Genomic DNA, 20,221 nt, shown 5'->3' with positions numbered 1-20,221 from the left:
GTCTTGATCCTTCGATCCCGTCCGCGCTCAGGCCAAAGCCTGGTCGATCGCCGCTTCGATCTCGGCGATGCGGAAGGGTTGGCCGGACACTTTGTTGAGCGGCTTGGCGTCGACCAGATATTGGTCGCGCAGCACCGTCTTGAGCTGCCCGGTATTCATTTCCGGCACGAGGATGCGCTCATAGCCCTTGAGCAACGTGCCGAGATTGGCCGGCATCGGCCAGATGTGGCGCAGGTGGATATGCGCCACGTCGAGCCCGCGACGCCGCGCACGGCGCACCGCCTGGTGGATCGGGCCGAAGGTCGAACCCCAGCCGACCACCGCGAGCTTGCCCGAGGTCTCGCCGACCTCGACCTGCTGGTCGGGGACCTTGATCCCCGCCACCTTGTCGCGGCGCGCCTCGGTCATCAATTGGTGGTTGGCGGGCGAGTAATCGATGTTGCCGGTGCCCGCGGCCTTCTCGATCCCGCCGATGCGGTGGAGCAGCCCCGGCGTCCCCGGCTTGACCCACGGCCGCGCGCCCTTTTCGTCGCGCGCATAGGCAAGGAAGCCCGTCGCCGGCGCTTCTTCGAGGAATTTCACCGGGAAGGGTTCGTAGGCGCTGGTGTCGGGCACCTTCCACGGCTCGGCGGCATTGGCGATATAGCCGTCGGTGAGCAGCATCACCGGAGTCATATATTGCGTCGCGATGCGGCACGCCTCGATCGCCACGTCGAAGCAATCGGCGGCCGAGCGCGCCGCGATCACCGGCATCGGCGCATCGCCGTTGCGGCCGTAGACCGCCTGATAGAGATCCGATTGCTCGGTCTTGGTGGGCAGGCCGGTCGACGGCCCGCCGCGCTGCGAATTGACCACCACCAGCGGCAGTTCGGTCATGATCGCGAGCCCGATCGCCTCGCCCTTGAGCGCGATCCCCGGCCCCGACGACGAGGTGACGCCGAGCTGCCCGGCATAGGATGCGCCGATCGCGCTGGCGATCGCGGCGATCTCGTCCTCCGCCTGGAAGGTGGTGACGCCGAATTCCTTGAGCCGCGACAGATGGTGCAGGATCGCCGATGCCGGGGTGATCGGATAGCCGCCGAAGAACATCGGCAGGCTGGCGAGCTGCGCGCCCGCGACGAGCCCGAGGCTGATCGATTCAGCGCCGGTGATCGTGCGGTACAGGCCCGGCTCGGCCGGCGCCGCGGGCACATGATGCTGCTTCATCGGCCCGGCGAGTTCGGCGGTCTCGCCATAGGCATGGCCGGCGTTGAGCGCGGCGATATTGGCATCGGCGAGTTCGGGCGCCTTGGCGAACTTGGCCTTGAGCCAGTCGATCAGCGGCTGGCGATCGCGGTCGAACATCCACAGCGCGAGCCCGAGCGTCCACATGTTCTTGCAGCGCAGCGCTTCCTTGTTGCCAAGGCCGAACGGCTTCACCGCATCGAGCGTGAGCTGCGAGATGTTGAGCTTCATCAGCTGCCACGGCGCGAGGCTGCCGTCCTCGAGCGGATTGGCGTCGTATTTCGCCTTGGCGAGGTTGCGCTCGCTGAACTCGCCCTCGTCGGCGATGATGAGGCCGCCCTTCTTCAGGGACCCGAGGTTGGTCTTGAGCGCCGCCGGGTTCATCGCGACGAGCACGTCGGGCTCGTCGCCCGCGGTATCGATCTCGCTCGACCCGAAATTGATCTGGAACGCCGAGACGCCGAACAGCGTGCCCTGCGGCGCGCGGATTTCGGCCGGGAAATCGGGGAAGGTCGCAAGGTCGTTGCCGGCCAGCGCGGTGGAGAGCGTGAATTGCCCCCCGGTCAATTGCATCCCGTCGCCCGAGTCGCCGGCAAAGCGGACGACGACCGACTCAGCCGGGGGACGATCGGATGTTTCTTCAGGGGGCAGTTGGTGGACGGCGGTCGCCATGCGGCAATTTCCTGTCGGACTTCGGTTTCGCGTGCGGAGGGCCTTTACGCCCTCATTTCTCCATGATCCAACGTAGAATGATATGGCGGCATGACAAGACGCGCTATCGGCGCATGTGGACGCAGCACATCTTATGCTGCAGGATCGCGTTGCAAAAACGAACCTGAATGGAGAGACGACGCGATGACCACCACCGGCCCCTATGTCCGCCCGGACGTGCGCGCCTTTCTCGATTATCTCAACAACGTACCGGGGCCGAAGATGCACGAGCAGCAGCCGGCCGAGGCGCGCGCCGTTTATCTGGCGATGAAGGACATCGCCGATCCGCCGGTCGGCGAACTGGCGGTGATCAAGGATCTCGCGATCCCCGGCCCCGGCGGGACGATCAGGGCGCGGCTATTCGACGCGCGCGCGACGCGTGGGCCGGGGCCGGTGGTGGTATTCTACCACGGCGGCGGCTTCGTGATCGGCGATATCGACACGCATGCGAGCTTCACCGCCGAAATGGCGCGCCAGCTCGATCTGCCGGTGGTGTCGATCGACTATCGCCTCGCCCCCGAGGCGCCGTGGCCCGCCGCGCCCGACGATTGCGAGGCGGCGGCGCGCTGGATCGCCGGCAACCCGGCAGACCTCGGACGCGAGGCGACCGGGCTGGTGCTCGCGGGGGACAGCGCGGGCGGCAATCTGACGATCGTCACCGCGATGACCTTGCGCGACGCCCCCGCCGCGGTGCCGGTGATCGTCCAGGCGCCGATCTATCCGGCGGCGGACATGAGCAAGGAATATCCCTCGTTCAACGATTTCGCCGACGGCTATCTGCTGACCCGCGACGGGATGATCTGGTTCGGCGACCATTATGCGGCCGATGTGCTGCATGTGAAGGGCTCGCCGCTGGCGGGCGACCTCGCCGGGCTGCCGCCGGCGGTGATCGTCACCGCCAGCCTCGATCCGATCCGCGATCAGGGCCGCGCTTATGCCGCCGCGCTGGCGCTCGCCGGGGTGCCGGTGACGCTGCGCGAGGCGAAGGGCAATATCCACGGCTTCGTCACGCTGCGCCAGGCGATCCCTTCTGCGGCTGCCGATGTCGCGGGCTATCTCGCGGTGCTGAAACAGGCGATCGGAGAAGCGCGCGCGGCGTAACTCTTCATCCCGAGCCCTGTGTCCCCGCGAAGGCGGGGACACAGGCTGGGCTTCCGCCTTCGCGGGAGCACGAAAGGGGCGTGGTGGCGCCCGTTGAGGGCTGGTCGCATCGCATCGCATCGGATAGCGGTTGCTGCGTCATGACCAGCCCTTCCTCCCTCCCCTATCGCCCGTGCGCCGGCGCGATGATGATCAACCGCGAGCGCCGCGTGTTCGTCGGGCAGCGGATCGATAATGTGCTCGAAGCGTGGCAGATGCCGCAGGGCGGGATCGATCCCGGTGAGGATGCGCGCGCCGCCGCGATCCGCGAGCTGGGCGAGGAAACCGGCGTCGCCCCCGAGCATCTCGAATTCGTCGCCGAGGCGCCCGAGGAGCTGACCTACGATCTGCCCGCCGAACTGATCGGCAAGGTGTGGAAGGGCAAATATCGCGGCCAGCGCCAGCGCTGGTTCCTGTTCCGCTTCACCGGTGCGGACAGTGACATCGACATCGCCACCCCGCATCCCGAATTCCGCGCGTGGCGCTGGGCCGATCCCGCCGACCTGCCCGAGATGATCGTGCCGTTCAAACGCGCGCTCTATGAGCAGATATTGCGTGCCTTCGCCGATCACCTCGGCTGAGCAACAACCCGCCGCGACCCCGCCGATCCACCCGCAAAATCGCCACAAACAACGTTAGTATTCCCCCGATGCGCGCGCCCCTATTTGCCCTACCGCTGCTGCTTGCCACCACCGTTCCCGCCGCGGCCGCGGCGACGACGGACGACAAACCGCACGAGCAGGAGGAAGTCGCGGTCCCCGCCCCGATCCGCGCGATGCTGGAAGCGGCGATCGCCTCGGGCAACGACGGCGAAGTCTCCACGATCGTCAAATATGCCCGCACCGCCGATCCGGCGAGCGGCGACGCGGTGGCGCGGATCGCGGAAACCTGGCGCGCCGAGCGCAAGCGCGCGAACGATACCCGCGTGCGCGAGGCGGGGGTGTTCAACCTGTGGCGCGGGCGTGCCGAGCTCGGCGGCTATCTCACCACCGGCAACAGCGAAACGGTCGGCGCGACCGGCGTGCTCGATCTGACTCGCGAGGGGCTGGAATGGCGCCACAAGGTACGGCTGCAGGCCGATTACCAGCGCAGCCTCGGGGTGACGACGCGCGAACATTATCTCGCCAGCTACGAACCCAATTATAAGATCGATTCGCGCCGCTACATCTATGGCGCGGGGCAATTCGAGTCCGATCGCTTCCTCGGGTACGACCAGCGTTATTCGACCTCGATCGGCGCCGGCTACAGCGCGATCCAGACCCCGGCGATGAAGCTCGATCTCGAGCTCGGGCCGGCCTATCGCTACACCGCCTTCACCGACGCGACGACGCAGAGCAGCCTCGCGGCGCGCGGCAGCCTCGATTTCGCGTGGAAATTCACCCCCGGGCTCAAGCTGACGCAGGTCGCCTCGGCCTATCTCGAACGGTATAATTCCACCGTCAGCGGGACGACCGCGCTCGCCGCGCGCGTCGTCGGGCCGCTCTCCGCGCAGCTTTCCTATGTCGTGCAATATGAAAGCACCCCGCCCGCCGGGCGCCGCACCACCGACACCACCAGCCGGGCGTCGCTGGTCTATACGTTCTGATCCCCTCCGCCCTTCTCTTTTTACTCCCCTCCCTTGTGAAGGGAGGGGCTGGGGGTGGGTGGGTTTGAGGCGCGCGGATCGGTGCCCCCGCAGGCCAACCCACCCCCGACCCCTTCCTTGTTCAAGGGAGGGGAGGATAAGGCGAGGAACGGAATAATCGCTTCCTCGACGCCTTCCCACCACCCCCTCAACCGCGCTACCACTCGCGGATGACGGGGATATCAGCGAACGAACGGATCGCGATCGAGCAGGCGGCGGCCTCGCCGATGCTCGCGCGGGTGCGACAATGGGCCGCGGTCAACAGCGGCACCGGCAATATCGCCGGGCTGGCGACGGTGGCGGAGATGCTCGCCGACGCCTTCGCCGGGCTGCCAGGCGACGTCCGGCTGGTCGACGCGGCGCCGGCGGAGCGCGTCACCGCGGCGGGCGTGGTCGAGCCGATCGCGCATGGCCGTCACCTCCACCTCGCGGTCCGTCCCGCAGCGCCGCTGCGGCTGCTGCTCACCGGGCATATGGACACGGTGTTTCCGGTCGACCACCCGTTCCAGACGCTCGTCGACCACCCCGACGGGACGATCAACGGCCCCGGCGTCGCCGACATGAAGGGCGGGCTCGCGGTGATGCTCGCCGCGCTCGAAGGGGTCGAGGCGACGGGGAGCGCGATCGGCTATGACGTGCTGATCAATTCCGACGAGGAAACCGGCTCCTTCTCCTCCGCCGCGCTGATCGCCGCGCTGGCGCGCGGCAAGAAGGCGGCGCTGACCTACGAACCCGCTTTGCCCGACGGCACGCTCGCCGGCGCGCGCGGCGGCACCGGCAATTTCTCGATCGTCGTCCGCGGCCGCGCCGCGCATGCCGGGCGCAACCCGGAAGACGGACGCAACGCGATCGTCGCGGCGGCGGATATCGCGTTGCGGCTCGCCGCCGCGCGCTCGCCGAGCCTCGCGGTCAATCCGGCGCGGGTCGACGGCGGCGGGCCGAACAATGTCGTCCCCGATCTGGCGGTGCTCCGCGTCAATTTCCGCCCTGCCGCGCAGGCCGAGATCGACCGCGCCCGCGCCGCGATCGATGCCGCGGTGGCAGAGGTCGCCGCGGCGCATGACGTGCATGTCGAGATCCACGGCGGGTTCAACCGCCCGCCCAAGCCGATCGACCCGGGCGCCGAGCGGCTGTTCGGGCTGGTGCGCGATGCCGGCAGCGATCTCGGCCTGACGATCGCGTGGCGCGCGACCGGCGGGGTGTGCGACGGCAACAATATCGCGGCGTGCGGCGTCCCGGTGGTGGACACGATGGGCGCGCGCGGCGGAGCAATCCATTCGGGGGAGGAATTTTTGATCGTCGACAGCCTGCCGGAGCGCGCCGCGCTCTCCGCCGTCACCATGTTGCGCATCGCGGAGGGCCGGCTGTGACCTTCGTCATCCGCGCGGCCAGCGAGGCCGATCTGCCGCATCTCTACGAAATGGCCAAGCTGACCGGGGGCGGCTTCACCAACCTGCCGGCTGACCGCCGCGCGCTGAAGGCCAAGCTCGAACGCAGCAGCAATGCCTTCGCCCGCACCGAAGGCGCGCTCGACGACGAAGCCTTCGTGCTGATCCTCGAGAATACCGAGACCGGGGAAGTGCGCGGCACCTGCCAGCTGTTCACCCAGGTCGGGCAGCGCCACCCTTTCTACAGCTATCGGCTCAGCACGCTGACCCAGCATAGCGACCAGCTCGGCCGCACTTTCCGCGCCGAAATGCTGTCGCTGACCACCGATCTGGAGGGATCGAGCGAGGTCGGCGGGCTGTTCCTCCACCCCGGCGAGCGCGCCGGCGGGCTCGGGATGCTGCTCGCGCGCAGCCGCTACCTCTTCATCAAGATGCACCGTCGGCGCTTCGCCGATCGCATCCTCGCCGAATTGCGCGGGATCATCGACGAGGCCGGTGGATCGCCCTTCTGGGACGGGCTCGCCGGGCGCTTCTTCGGGATGAACTTCCAGGATGCGGATCAATATAATGCGATCCACGGGCACCAGTTCATCGCCGATCTGATGCCCAAGCATCCGATCTACACCGCAATGCTCTCCGAAAGCGCGCGCGCCGCGATCGGCCTCCCCCACCCCTCGGGCCGTGCCGCGATGCGAATGCTGGAGAATGAGGGGTTCGCGTTCGAAAATTATATCGACATCTTCGACGGTGGCCCGACGATGACCGCGCGCACCGACAATGTCCGCTCGATCCGCGAGGCGCGCGAGAGCGCGGTGATCGCGATCGACCGCGAGGGCGGCACCCCCGCATTGGTCGCGCGCGGCACGCTGGCCGATTTCCGCTGCGCGCTCGGCAATGTCCGCGAGGTGGCCGAGGCGATCGTGCTCGATGCGGCCAGCGCCAAGGCGATCGGCGCGCGGGAAGACGATAAGGTCACCTATATGGCGCGGACATGATCCGCGAGATCAACTTCGACGGCCTCGTCGGGCCGAGCCACAATTATGCCGGGCTCAGCCCCGGCAACCTCGCCGCGACGCGCAATGCCGGGCATGTCGCCCACCCACGCGCCGCCGCGCTGCAGGGCATCGCCAAGATGCGCGCCAACCTCGCTTTGGGGCTGACGCAGGGGATCTTGCTCCCGCATCCGCGGCCCGATCATCGCTGGCTCGCCGCGCTGGCGACCGACTATGCACGCGCCGCGCCGCATCTGCGTGCCCGCGCGCTCTCCGCCTCCGCGATGTGGGCGGCCAATGCCGCCACCGTTTCCCCGGCAGCGGACAGCGACGACGCGCGCTGCCACCTGACCGTCGCCAACCTCGTCACCATGCCGCATCGCAGCCACGAATGGCCCGAGACGCTGGCGCAGCTCCGCCTCGCCTTCGCGCATCCGGCGTTCGCGGTGCACGGCCCGGTGCCGGCGCCGTTCGGCGACGAGGGCGCGGCCAATCATATGCGGATCGCCGCCGATCATGCCGCGCCGGGGGTCGAGATCTTCGTCTATGGCGAGCCGGGCGGCCCCTTCCCGGCGCGCCAGCATCGCGAGGCGAGCGAGGCGATCGCGCGCCTGCACCGGCTCGATCCGGCGCGCACCTTTTTCGTCGAGCAATCCCCCGCAGCGATCGCCGCCGGCGCGTTCCACAACGACGTCGTCGCGGTCGCCAACGAGCGCACCCTGTTCGCGCATGAGGAAGCCTTCGCCGACAAGGCGACTTTCTATGCCGGGCTCCGCGCGGCGATCCCCGAGGTGGAGATCGTCGAGGTGCCGGCCGATCGCGTCAGCCTTGCCGATGCGATCCAATCCTATCTGTTCAACGCGCAGCTCGTCACCCCGCCGTCGGGCGGGCAGACGCTGATCGTCCCGGGCGAAGCGCGTGACAATCCGCGGGTATGGGGCTGGCTGCAGGAACATGTCGCGGGCAACGGCCCGATCCGCGCAATCGAGGTGGTCGATGTGCGCGAATCGATGGCCAATGGCGGTGGGCCGGCATGTCTGCGGCTGCGCGTGGTGGCCGATCCGGCGACCGTCGACCCGCGTTTCCTGGTCGACTCGGCAAAGCTCGACCGGATCGCGGCGGTGATCGAGGCGCACTGGCCGGAAAAGATCGCCGCCGATGCGATCGACGATCCGGCGCTGATCGCACGGATCGAGGCGGCGCCGGGCGTGCTGCTCGATGCGCTGGATTTGGGTGAACTGGCGGGCTGAGTGAGCGCAATAACCCATTCGCACGAACGGAGAGGGGTTAGCGTAAGCTCGGCACGTCGCGCGGCGCGGCGTTACTTCCCGCCGGCCTCTTCCGCGACCAGTTGCACCGGATCGATTTCCTGATCGAAGGCGACGCCGACGCGCCCCGCGGTCTGCCACGCGACGCGGCCGGAGACCCAGCCGATCCCGGCCAGCTCGACCTCGATCGCTGCATCGGGGGCGATCGCGCGCGGCAGCTCGGCCATCAGCCCGCCTGCCGAAACGTTACGGATGCCGACCTTCATCGCGCTCGCAGCACCGACGATGCGCAGACGGGCGGCGACGTGGACGCTCTCGCGCCCTCGCCGGCTGCCGTCCGCGGGTTTCGCGTCGGCAAAGACATTCTTGCCGAAATGCTTCATCGTCACGTCAATACGTCGCCAAATCTTGCGGAATTGCAAACACGCTCACTATCGCGCGTTCAATCTTCGCGCGAGACCTTTTCCTGGCGCTCATGCTGTTCCTGCGCCTCGACCGTCATCGTCGCGATCGGCCGCGCCTCCAGCCGCCCCAGGCTGATCGGCTCGCCGGTCACTTCGCAATAGCCATATTCGCCCTCGTCGAGCCGACGCAACGCCGCCTCGATCTTGGAAATCAGCTTGCGCTGCCGATCCCGCGTGCGCAGCTCGATCGACCAGTCGGTCTCGCTCGACGCGCGATCGTTGAGATCGGCCTCACGCAGCGAATCGACCTGCAGCTGCGACAGCGTGCCCTGCGACTCGCGCAGGATCGCTTCCTTCCAATTGAGCAACTTAGCACGAAAATAAGCCTGTTGCCGCTCACACATGAAGGGTTCGTCAGGGTGCGGTCGATAGCCATCTGAGTCGTTGGAGGCGTTCGGACTGCTGCCGCCGTCCTCCATTCGTTCATACGCGGTCGCCATCAAGCTTCTCCCCGTCCGCGCAGGCCCTTTGCTCCACTGCGCGTTGTCCGTGGCGCGCCTATAATCGGGTGCCGGACCGCAAACAAGCGACCATAGATCATCACGCGATCATCCCTGCCACCGTGTGCCTTTCGCGGCGCTGAACCGGCTGTTGCGCAGCCGAAACTGTCTCGCATTGAAACGTTTACCAACCGCTCGGCGCGTTTGCCGCCTAGTGTTGCACAAATACGCGGTTAATCATGGTTATCGCGCTTGCACTTAAACCTTTGCTTTGCACTTTGCGGGCAAGCACGGCGCGCACATCGTGCGTAATGGGGAGCGCGGCGACCGTTCTTCGCCGGGAAGATAGAGAGAAGAACCATGTCAGTGCGGATGGCCTTGGTGAAACTTGCGGCGTGCACGGCAGGCGGCGCGCTGATCGGGGGCGGCGCGGTTCACGTTGCCGAAAATGCCAAGCCGCGCACCGAGTTCAGCAAGAAGAAGGTGGCGCGCAAGCCGGTGCGGCGCCCGGTCGAGCGGGTGTTGCCGATGGCGCGCGCGCGCCCGGTGCCCGCTTGCCCGCCGGTGGCCGACATCCCGGTGGCGATGCAATCCGCCCCGATGGTGTTGCCGGCCGCGCCGATCATCGAGACCAGCACCCCCTCCACCCCGCCGGTGGTATACGGCGGCAGCGGCGGCTGGGGCGGGTTCGGCGGCGGCTTCTTCGCCGGCGGCTTCTTCGGCGGCAGCGGCGGCGGATCGAGCGGGATCGTGGTCTCCTCCACCTCCAGCACCAGCGGCGGATCGACCTCGAGCTCGACCTCGTCGGGGGGATCGGGCGGATCGTCGACCTCCTCCTCCACCGGCGGGTCGTCGACCTCCTCCTCGACGGGCGGGTCATCCACCTCAAGCTCGACCGGCGGGGTGAGCAGCACATCTTCCACGTCGAGCGGCAACGTCAGCAGCACGTCGTCGTCGAGCGGGAACGTTTCCACCTCCACCTCGTCGTCGACCTCGTCGTCCACGTCATCCTCCACCTCGTCGTCGACGTCGTCCTCATCCTCGACGTCATCGAGCAGCAGCTCGTCGGGCGGATGGAGCTCGACCGGCAGCAGCGGATCGAGCAGCGGCAACCCGACGCCGGTGCCCGCGCCGCCGATGGTCCTGCTGTTCGGCGCGGCCGCGGCGGCGCTCGTCGCGCGGCGACGGTGGGGGCGCAAGGCCGCGCAGGCCTAACCCCGCTTGCCTCCCCTCACTGCCCCCGCCATAGCGCGGGGATGCACGATATCCGTCTGATCCGAGAGAATCCTTCCGATTTCGATGCCGCGATGGCGAAGCGCGGCAAAGAGGCGGAGAGCGCCGCGATCCTCGACCTCGATCGTCGCCGGCGCGAGACGATCACCGAATTGCAGACCGGCCAGGCGCGCCGCAACGAAGCCTCGAAGGCGATCGGTGCCGCCAAAGCTTCGAAGGACGAGGCGACCGCCACCGCGCTGATGGCCGAAGTCGCCGCGCTCAAGCAGCGGCTGCCCGAACTCGAAGCGGAGGAAGCGCGGCTCGGCACCGAGCTCGACGATCTGCTCGCCGCGCTGCCCAATATCCCGCTGCCCGACGTGCCGACCGGCGCCGACGAGGATGACAATCAGCTCGTCCACGAACGCGGCACGCGCCGCGACTTCGCGTTCGAGGTGAAGGAACATGACGCGATCGGCCCCGCGCTGGGGCTCGATTTCGAGACCGGCGCGCTGATCGCCGGCGCGCGCTTCACGCTGGTGCGCGGGCAGATGGCGAAGCTCAACCGCGCGCTCGGCCAGTTCGGGCTCGATACGCTGACCCGCGAGCACGGCTATGAGGAAGTCGCGCCGCCGCTGCTCGTGCGCAGCGAGACGATGTTCGGCACCGGGCAGCTCCCCAAATTCGCCGAGGATCTGTTCGAGACGACCGACGGCCGCTGGCTGATCCCCACCGCCGAGGTGAGCCTGACCAATATCGTCCGCGAGCGCATCCTCGCCGCCGACGACCTCCCGCTGCGCTTCACCGCGCTCACCCCCTGCTTCCGCTCCGAAGCGGGGGCGGCGGGGCGCGACACGCGCGGGTTCATCCGCCAGCATCAGTTCGAAAAGGCCGAGATGGTCTCGATCGTCCCGCCCGAACAGTCCGAGGCGGAGCATGAGCGGATGACCGCAGCGGCAGAGGATGTGCTGACCCGGCTCGGGCTGCCGTTCCGCCGGATGAAATTGTGCACCGGGGACATGGGGTTCACCGCGGCGCGCACCTATGACCTCGAAGTGTGGCTGCCGGGGCAGAAGCGCTATCGCGAGATTTCGTCCTGCTCCACCTGCACCGATTTCCAGGCACGGCGGATGAACGCGCGGTATCGCCCGGATGGCGAGAAGGCGACGCGTTTCGTCCACACGCTCAACGGCTCGGGGCTGGTGGTCGGCCGGATGATCGTCGCGATTCTCGAGAATTATCAGCAGGAAGACGGATCGGTGTGGGTGCCGGACGTGCTCCAGCCCTATCTCGGCGGGGTCAACCGGCTCGAGCCGCGCTGATTTGCTCCCCGCCTTTCCCCCTTCATCGTCATTCCCGCGGAGGCGGGAATGACCGAACTTTCGAGGTGACGCCCGAATCATGCGCATCCTGCTGAGCAACGACGACGGCATCCACGCCCCCGGCCTCGCGGTGCTGGAGACGATCGCGCGTGCCCTTTCCGACGATATCTGGGTCGTCGCCCCGGCGGAGGAACAATCGGGCGCGGGGCGCTCGCTCACTTTGTCGCGCCCGTTGCGGGTGCGGCGGTTCGACGAGCGGCGGTTCGCGGTGTCGGGAACGCCGACCGACGCGGTGCTGATGGCACTGACCGAGTTGATGCCGGCGAAACCCGATCTGATCCTCTCAGGGGTCAATCGCGGCGCCAATCTCGCCGAGGACGTGATGTATTCGGGCACCGTCGCGGCGGCGATGGAAGGGGCGATGGCAGGTATCCCGTCGATCGCGCTAAGCCAGCGCTATGCCGCCACCGGGATGGGCGACGAGGTGTCGTTCGCCACCGCCGAAAGCTGGGGCGAGCGCGTGCTGCGCCCGCTGATCGACGCGCGCTGGACCCCGGGGACGGTGATCAACGTCAATTTCCCGCCGATCGACCCGGAGGCGGTGCAGGGCGTCCGCGTCGTGCGGCAGGGGATGCGCGATTACGGCCGCGCCCGGCTCGAACCGCGCACCGATCCGCGCGGCTTTCCTTATTACTGGCTGTCGCTCGGGCGGACCGAACACGCCTTGGTGCCGGGCACCGATCTGGCGGCGGTCGCCGACGGCTATGTCACGGTAACCCCGCTCCATCTGGACCTGACGCACGACGCCTCGCTACAAGCGCTGGCGAACGCGTATCTGTAGGCTTGTGTAGGAGGTTGGCGATGCGGCGGCTGAGCGCGGTGGCGACCTGCCTGCTGCCGGGACTGCTGCTTTCCGCCTGCATTCCGCAAGTCGCCCCGCCCTATCGGCCGGCGCCGCCACCACCACGCCGCGCCGATTATCCGCCGCCCCCGCCGCAGCGCCAGCAGCCCTTGCCGCCGCCGGCGCGCCGCGTCGAGCAGCTCCCCGCGCCGCGCCCGGCGTGGGAGACGCGCGGCGCCGAGGCCGATGCGCGCGACGTCCCCGCGCAAAGCTATGTCGTGCGCCCCGGCGATACACTGGGCGAGGTCGCCGACCGTACCGGCGCGGGGATCACCGTGATCGCCGGCGCCAACGGCATCGAGCCCCCCTATACGATCCGCGCCGGGCAGCGGCTGACGATCCCCGCCGGGCGCTATCATCTCGTCCGGCAGGGGCAGACCGGGATCGCGATCGCACGCGCTTATGGGGTCGAATGGTCGCGGATCGTGGCGGCCAATTATCTCACCGAGCCCTATGTGCTGCGCACCGGCCAGCGCATCCTGATCCCTGGCAGCAGCGCGCGTGGGTCGAGCGCGGCCGAGCGCGCCGCCGCCTTCCAGCTCGATATCGACGATATCATCACCGGCGGCGAGCCTGCGATCGCGCAGAACCAACGCCCGGCCGCGCCGACCGCCAGCCCGCGCCGCGTGCTCCCGCCGAGCGCCGCGGTCGCCGCGCCGCGCATCCCGCCGGGGCGCTTCATGTGGCCGGTCGACGGGCAGGTGGTGAAGCATTTCGGCACCGGCGCGAGCGGCGAGCGCAACGACGGGGTCGAGATCGGCGTGCCGCACAATACTCCCGTGCGCGCCACCGCCGACGGCACCGTCGCTTATGCCGGCGAGGCGATCGCGGCGCTGGGCGGGCTGGTGATCATCAAGCACGGCGAGGGCTGGACCAGCGTCTACGGCCACGCCTCGAAACTGCTCGTCCAGCGCGGGCAGGCGGTGAAGAAGGGCCAGACGATCGCCTTGTCGGGCGCGAGCGGCTTCGCCGACCGCCCCGAGCTGCATTTCGAGTTGCGCAAGGGCCGCGCGCCGATCGATCCGCTCACGCAATTGCCGCGCCCGTGAGGTGCGTGTAACGCGCCACTCATTATGACCGAAGCCAAGTCCGACCTCGTCCGCCTGCTCGTTGAGCGCGGCTATGTCCACCAGATGACCGACGCCGCCGCGCTCGACGCGCTGGCGCTCAGGGAAGTGGTGCCGGGCTATATCGGCTTCGATCCCACCGCGCCCTCGCTCCACGTCGGCAGCCTGGTGCAGATCATGCTGCTCCGCCGGCTCCAGCAGACCGGGCACAAGCCGATCGTGCTGATGGGCGGCGGCACCGGCAAGATCGGCGACCCGAGCTTCAAGGACGAGGCGCGCAAATTGCTCGCCGAGGACGGGATCAAGGCCAATGTCGCCTCGATCAAGCGCATCTTCGAACGCTTCCTGACCTTCGGCCCAGAAGGTGAAACGGGGGGCGCGTCCGACGCGATCATGCTCGACAATGCCGAATGGCTCGACGCGCTCGAATATATCCCGTTTCTGCGCGAAGTGGGGCAGCATTTCTCGGTCAACCGGATGCTGTCGTTCGATTCGGTCAAGCTCCGGCTCGATCGCGAGCAATCGCTGTCCTTCCTCGAATTCAACTACATGATCCTGCAGGCCTATGACTTCCGCGAGCTGGCGCAGCGCCACGGCTGCCGGTTGCAGATGGGCGGCAGCGACCAATGGGGCAATATCGTCAACGGCGTCGAACTGGCGCGGCGGATGGACGGGACCGAGGTGTTCGGCATCACCACCCCGCTGATCACCACCGCCGACGGCGGCAAGATGGGCAAGACCATGTCGGGCGCGGTGTGGCTCCACGAGGATCAGCTGCCGCATTTCGATTACTGGCAATTCTGGCGCAACACCGACGACCGCGACGTCGGGCGTTTTCTTCGGCTATTCACCGATCTCCCGCTCGACGAGATCGCACGGCTCGAGGCGCTCGAAGGCGCCGAGATCAACGAGGCGAAAAAGGTGCTCGCCAATGAGGCGACCGCAATGTGCCGCGGGCGCGAGGCGGCCGAGCAGGCGGCGGAGACCGCGCGGCGCACCTTCGAGGAGGGCGCGAGCGGCGATGCGCTCCCGACCTTCGCCGCAGCGGGGGCGGTGCCCTTGGTCGATGCTTTGGTGGCGCTGGGTTTCTGCGCGTCGAAGGGCGAGGCGCGGCGGCTGATCAAGCAGGGCGGCGCGCGGGTCGGCGGTGAAAAGGTCGCCGACGAAGCCGCGACGGTGACCCCGGGCGCCGAGCCGATCCGTATCTCGGCCGGCAAGAAGCATCACGGGCTGCTGGTGGCGGGCTGACGGGGCCGCCGCTCTTTATGCTCGTCATGCCGGACTTGATCCGGCATCCAGAGCCGCGCACGACATCCCTTGTGACCCTGGATGCCGGGTCGAGCCCGGCATGACGGTGAAGAAGGGCTATACTTTCCCCAACGCCGCATCGAGCGCGGCATGATCCAGCTTGCCCTCCCAGCGCGACACCACCACGGTCGCGACGGCATTGCCGATGAAATTGGTCAGGCTGCGGCATTCGCTCATGAAGCGATCGACCCCGAGGATCAGCGCCATCCCCGCGACCGGCACCGAGGGGACGATTGAGAGCGTCGCGGCGAGCGTGATGAACCCCGCCCCGGTCACCCCCGCGGCGCCCTTCGACGACAGCATCGCGACGCCGAGCAGCAGCAATTCCTGCCCCAGCGTCAAATGCACATCGAGCGCCTGTGCGATGAACAGCGCCGCCAGCGTCATATAGATATTGGTGCCGTCTAGGTTGAAGCTATACCCCGTCGGCACGACCAGCCCGACGACCGATTTGGGGCAGCCGGCGCGCTCCATCTTCTCGATCAGCAGCGGCAGCGCGCTTTCCGACGAGGAGGTGCCGAGTACCAGCAGTAGCTCGGCCTTGAGATAGGCGATCAGCCGCAGGATCGAGAAGCCGCACAATCGCGCGACCGCGCCGAGCACCACCAGCACGAACAAGAGCGAGGTGAGGTAGAAGGTGCCGACCAGAAAGGCGAGATTGGCAAGCGTCCCGACGCCATATTTGCCGATCGTGAACGCCATCGCGCCGAACGCGCCGACCGGCGCCGCCTTCATCAGGATCGCGACGATGCGGAACACCGCCGCCGACACGTCCTCGAGCAGCGAGACGACGCGCTCGCCGCGCTCGCCGATCGTCGCCAGCCCGATTCCGAACAGGATCGCGACGAACAATGTCTGGAGGATATCGCCCGAGGCCAAAGCGGACAGGAAACTGTCGGGGATCACCCCCATCAGAAAGCCGGTGACGCTCGTCTCATGCGCCTTGGCGGCATAATCGGCGACCTTGGCGCTATCGAGCGTCGCGGGATCGATATGCAGCCCCGCGCCGGGGCGGACGACATTGGCGACGATCAGCCCGACGATCAGCGCGAGGGTGGAAAAGGTGAGAAAATAGGCGAAGGCGCGCCCCGCGACCCGCCCCACCGCGCGCAGATCGCGCATCCCGGCGATCCCGGTGACGATCGTGAGGAAGATCACCGGGGCGATGATCATCTTGACCAATTTGATGAACCCGTCGCCGAGCGGCTTCATCGCCGCGCCGGTTTCGGGCCAGAAATGCCCAAGCGTCACCCCGGCGGCGATCGCCACCAGCACCTGCAGATAGAGATGCGCATACCACCGCCGCCGCACCGGCGGCGCCCGTTCCGGTATTGCGATCACCCCGTCCCTCCCTTGCCCGTATCCGCGCTTCTTATGCGCAAGTCGGGCCGAGAGGAATCCTCCTCTTGCTCGCCCGTTTCTCCCTTCTCCCCTCGCTTGTTCAAGGAAGAGGAGAAGGGAGCGTGGCGAGGACCTATCCGATCGGTGCGACGCCGAGCCGGGGGATTTCGATCGCCGGGCAGCGATCCATCACCACCTTGAGCCCGGCGGCTTCGGCGCGCGCCGCGGCCGCTTCGTCGATCACGCCGAGCTGCAGCCATACCGCCTTGGCGCCGCAGGCGATCGCCGCATCCACCGCTTCGCCGGCGGCGTCCGAGCGGCGGAAGATATCGACCATATCGATCGGCTCGCCGATCTGCGCCAGCTCGCGGAAGACATATTCGCCGTGGACATGCTCCCCGGTGATCTGCGGATTTACCGGGATGACGCGATAGCCGTGCTGCTGAAGCCGCGCCATCACGCCATAAGACGGGCGGTTCGGCCGATCCGACGCGCCGATCATCGCGATCGTGCGCGTTTCCTCCAGCAATGCCTTGATCGCGGCGGGATCGCTCAACGGCAAGAAACGCCTCCTTTTCTAAACCCTTTGTATGACGTCTCTTAACCCGGAGCGAAGGATTCGAAACTGGTCCGCTCGTGCCGACGCGCGAGGCGCCAGCACGACCGGTGGAATATCAACGTTCCACGCCGCCCGGGGTTTCCGCGCCGCCTTCGAGCCATCGCACCACCTGTTCCGCAATGGGACGGAATGTGCGGTCGGCGGGATCGGCGGCGGGTGGATCGCCGGCGTCCGACGCGCGGCGGATCGCGATGTCGAGCGGCACCCGCCCGAGGAACGGCACCCCGCGCGCCTTGGCCGCCGCCTCCGCCCCGCCGCAACCGAAGGGATCGGAAACCTCGCCGCAATGCGGGCAGGCATAGCCCGCCATATTCTCGATCACCCCGATGATCGGCACCCCGGCCTGCTCGAACAGGTCGATCGCGCGGGTGGCGTCGATCAGCGCCAGATCCTGCGGGGTGCAGACGATCACCGCGCCCGCCGGACGATGCTTCTGGATCATCGTCAGCTGGACGTCGCCCGTACCCGGCGGCAGATCGACGACCAGCGTGTCGGCGACGCCCCATTCGGCATCCATCAATTGCCCCAAAGCGCCCGCGGTCATCGGCCCGCGCCACGCGATCGCCTTGCCCGGCGCGACGAGCTGCCCCATCGACAGCAAGGGCACGCCGAACGGGGTCTGGACCGGCAGCAGCACCTTGTCCTTCGCCTCGGGCCGCGTCCCTTCGACCCCGAGCAGCCGCGGCTGCGACGGGCCGTAGATATCGGCATCGACCAGCCCGACGCGCCGCCCGATCTGCGACAATGCGATCGCGAGATTGGCCGAGACGGTCGATTTGCCGACCCCGCCCTTGCCGCTCGCCACCGCGATCGTGCGGCGGCGCGGACGTTCGGCGGTAACCACCACGCGCACCTCGCGCCCCGGCGCGCTCGCCGCCATCGTCACCGCCGTCTCCAGCGCATCGCGCGCCTTGGCGTCCAGCCCGGTGGCGTCGACCACCACCCCGATCCGCGCGCCGTCGACCTTCACCGTGGCGCGCGCGCCGGCGACCGCGGCCACCGCATTCTTCACATCTTGCTCGTCCATTGCGCCGCGATACGGATGAAGTGCGCGCTTGGCACTGTTTTTCGTGAATACCCTTCCTATAAGGGAGGAATGATCACCTTGCCGCGCTGGTTCAGGCGCCCCTCCATCCTGATGAACGAAACACCCGGCGGCCCGTGGGGCTCGGGCGGCGACGACGACAAGAGCGGGCCGCGCAATCCCTGGGCGGTCCCGCCGGGCGGACGCAAGACCGGGCAGCGGCCGACCGCGCTCGACGAATTCCTCAAGCGGGCGCGCGGCAGCTATGGCGGCGGCGGCAACGGCGGCGGGCCGCAGCTCCCGGCCGGGATCAACGCGCGCAACCTGTGGCTGATCGGCGTCGGGCTGATCGTCGCAGCGTGGGTGCTGTTCACCTCGATCCACCAGATCGGGCCGCAGCAGCGCGGGGTCGTCACCTATTTCGGGCGCTATTCGGGAATCCTCGAACCGGGCATCCGCCTGACCCTCCCCGCGCCGATCGTCGACGTCGAGAAGGTCGACGTCGAGCAGGTGCGCAACGACGATTTCCCGCGCGAGGGCGGCGAGAACGTCCTCACCGGCGATCGCAACATCATCGACCTTGCCTATACGGTGCGCTGGCGGGTGGAAAATCCGCGCGACTTCGTATTCGAGATCAAGGATCCCGAGGAAACCGTCCGCGCCACCGCCGAAAGCGCGATGCGCGCGGTGGTCGCGACGACGACGCTCAACGACGCGATCGGCGCCGGCCGCACCCAGATCGAGGCGCGCGTCACCCGCGCGATGCAGCAGGTGCTCGACGATTATCAGGCCGGGGTGCGCGTTCAGGGCGTGTCGATCAAGCAGGCCTCCGCCCCCGCCAGCCTGGTCGACGATTTCAACGCCGTCACCGCCGCGCAGCAGGAAGCGGTCGCCAATCTCAACAATGCGCGTTCCTATTCGCAGCAGATCATCGCGCATGCGCAGGGCGAGGCCGCTGCATTCGACAAGGTCTACGAACAATATAAGCTTGCGCCAGAGGTGACCCGCCGCCGCATGTATTACGAGACGATGGAGGCGGTGCTCGCCAAGACCGACAAGGTGATCGTGGAAACCCCCGGCGTCTCGCCGTGGCTGCCGCTCGACAAGATGCGCAAGCTGCCCGACGTCCAGGCCGGGCAACCCGCGCCGCAACAGCAGGCGCAGGGAGCGCAGAAATGAACGTGTTGCGTAACCCCGTGACGATCGGCTTCGCGGCGCTGGGGGTGGCGATCGTCGCCGCCGCGACCTTCGCGATCGTCCCCGAAACCAAGCAGGCGGTGATCCTGCGCTTCGAAAATCCGGTGACGACGATCAACCAATGGCAGCCGGGGCAAGTGATCGGCCGCACCGGCGCCGGGGTGATCATGCGCATCCCGTTCATCGACAAGATCGTGTGGGTCGACAAGCGCGTGCTCGACGCCGATCTCGACAATACGCTCGTGCTGTCGACCGATCAGCTGCGGCTCAACGTCGACGCCTTCGCGCGTTTCCGCATCGTCGATCCGCTGAAGGCGGTGACCTCGACGGGCTCGACCTCCGCCACTGAGGAGCGAGTCGCCGATCAGCTCCGCCCGCTGCTCGGCAATGCGCTGCGCAACGAGCTGGGCAAGGTGCCCTTCTCCTCGCTGCTGACGCCCGAGCGCGGCAAGGTGATGGACGCGATCCAGGATTCGCTCCAGCGCAATGCCAAGCAATATGGCGTCCAGATCGTCGACGTGCGGATCAAGCACGCCGATCTGCCCGAGGGCAGCCCGCTCGAAAGCGCGCTGCAATCGATGCGCACCGCGCGCCAGCAGGAGGCGAACACGATCCGTGCGCAGGGGCAGAAACAGGCGCAGATCGTCCGCGCCGAGGCCGATGCCACCGCGGCGCGCGTCTATGCCGACGCGTTCAGCAAGGATGCCGATTTCTATAACTTCTATCGTGCCATGCAGTCCTATCGTCATACCTTCGGGGCGGACGGCGGGCCTTCACCCGAAGGCGCGACGACGATCCTGATGTCACGCGACAACGCCTATCTAAAGGAATTCGAAGGTCGCGGGAAATGATCCGGCAGGCTGGGCGGGCGCCGAAAAACCGCCCAGCTTTCGGATCGTTCATATTCAATCGTCGTTCATCGGCGAAAGGCCATTGAAACGCGCCCGGCCGATGCCGGGTGATTGAGAGGAACATGAAG

General features: G+C 67.8%; 19 protein-coding genes. 12 read left to right on the top strand and 7 right to left on the bottom strand.

Features of this window, described 5'->3' with window-relative positions:
• Positions 1-27: 27 nt before the first annotated feature.
• On the bottom strand, positions 28-1,896 hold the full coding sequence (locus NED98_RS19975) for a 2-oxoacid:acceptor oxidoreductase subunit alpha (protein ID WP_265269283.1): 1,869 nt from the start codon (positions 1,894-1,896) through the stop codon (positions 28-30).
• 183 nt (positions 1,897-2,079) lie between these two features.
• On the opposite strand from NED98_RS19975, the gene NED98_RS19970 reads away from it, so the two are divergent.
• From NED98_RS19970 to NED98_RS19945, 6 genes are all read left to right on the top strand, one after another.
• Entirely contained in the window at positions 2,080-3,036 is a 957-nt protein-coding gene (locus NED98_RS19970; RefSeq protein WP_265269284.1) for an alpha/beta hydrolase, read from the top strand.
• Between the two features lie 140 nt (positions 3,037-3,176).
• A complete protein-coding gene (locus tag NED98_RS19965) occupies positions 3,177-3,656 on the top strand; it encodes an RNA pyrophosphohydrolase (protein WP_265314229.1) in 480 nt (159 codons plus the stop codon).
• A gap of 68 nt (positions 3,657-3,724) precedes the next feature.
• The gene (locus tag NED98_RS19960; protein WP_265314176.1) at positions 3,725-4,660 is read left to right on the top strand and encodes a DUF481 domain-containing protein; all 936 of its coding nucleotides are present in this window, start codon (positions 3,725-3,727) and stop codon (positions 4,658-4,660) included.
• 209 nt (positions 4,661-4,869) lie between these two features.
• Entirely contained in the window at positions 4,870-6,069 is a 1,200-nt protein-coding gene (locus NED98_RS19955) for a hydrolase (protein WP_265314175.1), read from the top strand.
• On the top strand, positions 6,066-7,082 hold the full coding sequence (locus tag NED98_RS19950) for an arginine N-succinyltransferase (protein WP_179513473.1): 1,017 nt from the start codon (positions 6,066-6,068) through the stop codon (positions 7,080-7,082). The genes NED98_RS19955 and NED98_RS19950 overlap by 4 nt, the downstream gene beginning before the upstream one ends.
• Entirely contained in the window at positions 7,079-8,329 is a 1,251-nt protein-coding gene (locus NED98_RS19945) for an N-succinylarginine dihydrolase (protein ID WP_265314174.1), read from the top strand. The genes NED98_RS19950 and NED98_RS19945 overlap by 4 nt, the downstream gene beginning before the upstream one ends.
• A 71-nt stretch (positions 8,330-8,400) precedes the next feature.
• On the opposite strand, the gene NED98_RS19940 is transcribed toward NED98_RS19945, so the two are convergent.
• From NED98_RS19940 to NED98_RS19930, 3 genes are all read right to left on the bottom strand, one after another.
• Positions 8,401-8,730, bottom strand: coding sequence for a PilZ domain-containing protein (locus tag NED98_RS19940; RefSeq protein ID WP_265269355.1), 330 nt, complete (start codon positions 8,728-8,730; stop codon positions 8,401-8,403).
• Between the two features lie 59 nt (positions 8,731-8,789).
• Positions 8,790-9,230, bottom strand: a complete 441-nt coding sequence (gene dksA / locus NED98_RS19935; protein WP_265269356.1) for an RNA polymerase-binding protein DksA — start codon at positions 9,228-9,230, stop codon at positions 8,790-8,792.
• 455 nt (positions 9,231-9,685) lie between these two features.
• Positions 9,686-10,363, bottom strand: a complete 678-nt coding sequence (locus NED98_RS19930) for a hypothetical protein (RefSeq protein ID WP_265314173.1) — start codon at positions 10,361-10,363, stop codon at positions 9,686-9,688.
• Between the two features lie 144 nt (positions 10,364-10,507).
• Between NED98_RS19930 and serS the strand changes: the two genes are divergently transcribed.
• The 4 genes from serS (at position 10,508) to tyrS (ending at position 15,001) form a co-directional block, all read left to right on the top strand.
• On the top strand, positions 10,508-11,785 hold the full coding sequence (gene serS / locus NED98_RS19925; protein WP_265314172.1) for a serine--tRNA ligase: 1,278 nt from the start codon (positions 10,508-10,510) through the stop codon (positions 11,783-11,785).
• A 79-nt stretch (positions 11,786-11,864) separates the two neighbouring features.
• Positions 11,865-12,626, top strand: coding sequence for a 5'/3'-nucleotidase SurE (surE, locus tag NED98_RS19920; protein ID WP_179513467.1), 762 nt, complete (start codon positions 11,865-11,867; stop codon positions 12,624-12,626).
• Positions 12,627-12,646: 20 nt separating this feature from the next.
• Positions 12,647-13,735, top strand: a complete 1,089-nt coding sequence (locus NED98_RS19915; RefSeq protein ID WP_265269289.1) for a M23 family metallopeptidase — start codon at positions 12,647-12,649, stop codon at positions 13,733-13,735.
• Between the two features lie 24 nt (positions 13,736-13,759).
• Complete coding sequence (gene tyrS, locus NED98_RS19910) at positions 13,760-15,001, top strand: tyrosine--tRNA ligase (RefSeq protein ID WP_265314171.1); 1,242 nt, start codon at positions 13,760-13,762, stop codon at positions 14,999-15,001.
• A gap of 117 nt (positions 15,002-15,118) precedes the next feature.
• Here the strand turns inward: tyrS and NED98_RS19905 are convergent, their stop codons facing one another.
• The 3 genes from NED98_RS19905 to NED98_RS19895 all read right to left on the bottom strand — a co-directional run bounded on the left by NED98_RS19905 (position 15,119) and on the right by NED98_RS19895 (position 18,048).
• Positions 15,119-16,402, bottom strand: coding sequence for a C4-dicarboxylate transporter DctA (locus tag NED98_RS19905; RefSeq protein WP_179513464.1), 1,284 nt, complete (start codon positions 16,400-16,402; stop codon positions 15,119-15,121).
• A 133-nt stretch (positions 16,403-16,535) separates the two neighbouring features.
• On the bottom strand, positions 16,536-16,964 hold the full coding sequence (locus tag NED98_RS19900) for a CoA-binding protein (RefSeq protein WP_179513463.1): 429 nt from the start codon (positions 16,962-16,964) through the stop codon (positions 16,536-16,538).
• A 112-nt stretch (positions 16,965-17,076) separates the two neighbouring features.
• Entirely contained in the window at positions 17,077-18,048 is a 972-nt protein-coding gene (locus NED98_RS19895; protein ID WP_179513462.1) for an Mrp/NBP35 family ATP-binding protein, read from the bottom strand.
• 69 nt (positions 18,049-18,117) lie between these two features.
• On the opposite strand from NED98_RS19895, the gene hflK reads away from it, so the two are divergent.
• A complete protein-coding gene (gene hflK / locus NED98_RS19890) occupies positions 18,118-19,224 on the top strand; it encodes a protease modulator HflK (protein WP_179513461.1) in 1,107 nt (368 codons plus the stop codon).
• A complete protein-coding gene (hflC, locus tag NED98_RS19885; protein ID WP_179513460.1) occupies positions 19,221-20,093 on the top strand; it encodes a protease modulator HflC in 873 nt (290 codons plus the stop codon). The genes hflK and hflC overlap by 4 nt, the downstream gene beginning before the upstream one ends.
• Positions 20,094-20,221: the final 128 nt, after the last annotated feature.

The organism is Sphingomonas lycopersici, from assembly GCF_026130605.1.
In the GTDB taxonomy this organism is placed as follows: domain Bacteria; phylum Pseudomonadota; class Alphaproteobacteria; order Sphingomonadales; family Sphingomonadaceae; genus Sphingomonas; species Sphingomonas lycopersici.
Note: the sequence above shows the minus strand (reverse complement) of the source record. Positions and strands in the feature narration are given on the sequence as shown.